Source organism: Moritella sp. PE36 (assembly GCF_000170855.1).
Taxonomy (GTDB): Bacteria; Pseudomonadota; Gammaproteobacteria; order Enterobacterales; family Moritellaceae; genus Moritella.
The window spans coordinates 1-2455 of the sequence record NZ_ABCQ01000111.1; the positions used below are offsets into that span (position 1 = coordinate 1).

3 protein-coding genes are annotated in these 2455 nt (G+C 37.9%); all 3 read left to right on the top strand.

Annotation, left to right across the window (positions count from 1 at the left end; translation table 11 throughout):
- Positions 1–322, top strand: a 322-nt coding sequence (locus PE36_RS23390) for a DUF2007 domain-containing protein (protein ID WP_006034597.1), incomplete at its 5' end; no start/stop codon positions are given.
- Between the two features lie 519 nt (positions 323–841).
- A complete protein-coding gene (locus PE36_RS23395; RefSeq protein WP_006034598.1) occupies positions 842–1633 on the top strand; it encodes a hypothetical protein in 792 nt (263 codons plus the stop codon).
- 9 nt (positions 1634–1642) lie between these two features.
- A partial coding sequence (locus PE36_RS23400; protein WP_006034599.1) for a GH3 auxin-responsive promoter family protein occupies positions 1643–2455 on the top strand: 813 nt, incomplete at its 3' end.

The following is a 2455-nucleotide window of genomic DNA, read 5'->3' on the forward strand; positions in this document are numbered from 1 at the left end:
CCAAGATGGAGTAAGTCGGATGAAATTAATTTATACTCACGAGAATGGTTTTATTGTAAATAATGTTAAAAATATTATTGAAGCAAATGGTATTGAAACGGTACTTAAAAATGAGTTTTCATCTGGCGCAGTAGGCGAAGTGTCCGCATTTGATGCTTGGATGGAACTTTGGGTATTCAATGATAAAGACCTTGAACGTGCACTCGACATTATTTCGACGATGCAAAGTAAAGCGGATGAACCTGAGTGGTATTGTAACCAATGTGCAGAAGAACACGACGCCTCATTTGATGTTTGCTGGAATTGTCAAAGCGAGCATTAATCATAATAGATGAACCGATTACCTATTAGTTAAGGAAGAACTATGTTGAAAGTGTATGGAGATATACAGTCATGAACCATTCATTACAACGACTTAACTAATTATAACTACTTGCTAAAAAGTACTGCTAGGTACTAATGCTAATAGGTTAAAAGTTAGATCCTTTATTCTATACCGATACATGTTTTCTTGTGAGTGCTGTCACTTTTCCACAGATATAATTATCAGATCTACAGTCTTTAAATTTTCAATGATGGTTCATTCGTTTTCAATGCCAGTTAAACTTGAAGTATTACATCGTGATTAGATGTTACTTTAATGCTTAAAACCTATTTATGTCTGATTAATTTGTGAAAACAAGGTTGTTCCACTTGCTTCAAGCGAGCATATTTTAGTGATACATTACTTTAACTTTCAGATTTATCTTATGAATCAGGAAAGACAGTCAAGCTAAGGATGGCTTGAGATTGAATGAGAGTACATTTTACTCTCTCACATTTGCCAAGGATTGGGTCACAAATGGAAACTAAAAAACAGAAAATATCAGCAGACTACATCACATTAGATCGCATTTCTATCCAGCAAGTAAAGGAAATGCACAACCTCTTTATTCAGTACTATCACAATGCGGACTTTTCAACATTCATTGATGACTTGTCTGAAAAAGACGGTTTGATTTTGATCCGCGAGAGTAAATCAAAGCGTATAGTTGGTTTTAGTACCTTAAAAACATTGCGCTTTACACTTAAAGGCAAAGAGGTCAAAGGTATCTTTAGTGGTGATACTATTTTAGAGCGCAAATATTGGGGAACTCATAAACCGATGATTTGTTTTGTTAAGCTGCTATTGAAAGAAAAACTAAGAGAACCACTCACACCATTATTCTGGCTACTGATTTCTAAAGGTTATAAAACTTATTTATTATTAGCGAATAATTTCCCTAAACATTATCCTCACCATCAAGGCAAATTTGATGAGCTATCATCTGTTGTCGATCAATACTGTCAACATCTGTATCCAAGTTACTTTGACCAGCAACAACAAATTCTCGACTTTGGTGGCAATTACCAAAAGCTACGTGGTGAAGTTGCCGAAATCACCACTGAATTGAAGCGAAATGTGCCTAAAATCGAATTCTTTGAAGAGCGTAATCCACAGTGGCGTGAGGGTAAAGAGCTACCATGCATTGGTGAGATTAACGCGTCAATGTTCACGTTTTTTGCACGTAAATCATTACGTAAAGTATTACAAAAGAACAATATCAATTGGGATCTAGGACTTATAAACTTAACTCGCCGTTTAGTGAAGTAGGGAGATATTATGGCGTTAATAAATGGCATCACTCGTAAGGTAGCACATAAATTTACCCATAAAGTCGCACAGAACCTGAGCTCGCGTGGATACAAACAGTTTTGTAAGGCTTTAGCGCAACCACAAGCTGTGCAACGTGAAAAATTGAGTTCGTTACTTAAAGTGATTGCACCCAGTGTATCGGGTAAAAAATATAATTTATCGAGTTCGCTATTTTATGAAGAGTTTATTCGTAAAGTCCCGATCACTGAATACAGTGATTGGGCTGAACAAATTGACAAAGCGAGGGCTGGTAGTAGTAAAGAGTTGAGTATCGAAGCGAATGAGCGATTTCAACCAACGAGCGGCTCAACGTCTAAAATAAAATGGATCCCTTATACACAGTCATTTTTGAATGAACTCGATGCCGCTATTTCGCCCTGGATGATGGATATGTATATGCATCATCCAGGGATGTTAAAAGGGACGCATTATTGGTCCTTGTCCTGGATGCCGACAGAATTAAGACGTACCATCTCTGGCGCAGTTAATGATGACTTGAAATTACTGCCTTGGTGGAAAAGACTATTCATGGGACTGACGAGTTCAGTGCCTGAAGGTGTGTCCTTAGCTGATACATCGGAAGATTCTCAGTTTGCCACCTTGTGCTATTTGCTCGCGGATAAGTCATTAAGCTTCCTGTCGGTGTGGAGTCCCACTTTTGCACTGACATTATTTGATAATATTATTAAACATAAATTAGAGCTGGTGTCGGTACTTGCCACTGGTAAGTGGGGCGAACGGGCACCGGCATTACCTGGCTTGAAATGCCCCAGATCACAG

Coding starts and splice junctions, on each gene's coding strand:
- PE36_RS23395 (WP_006034598.1), top strand. CDS start 842: ATGGAAACTAAAAAACAGAAAATATCAGCAGACTACATCACATTAGAT.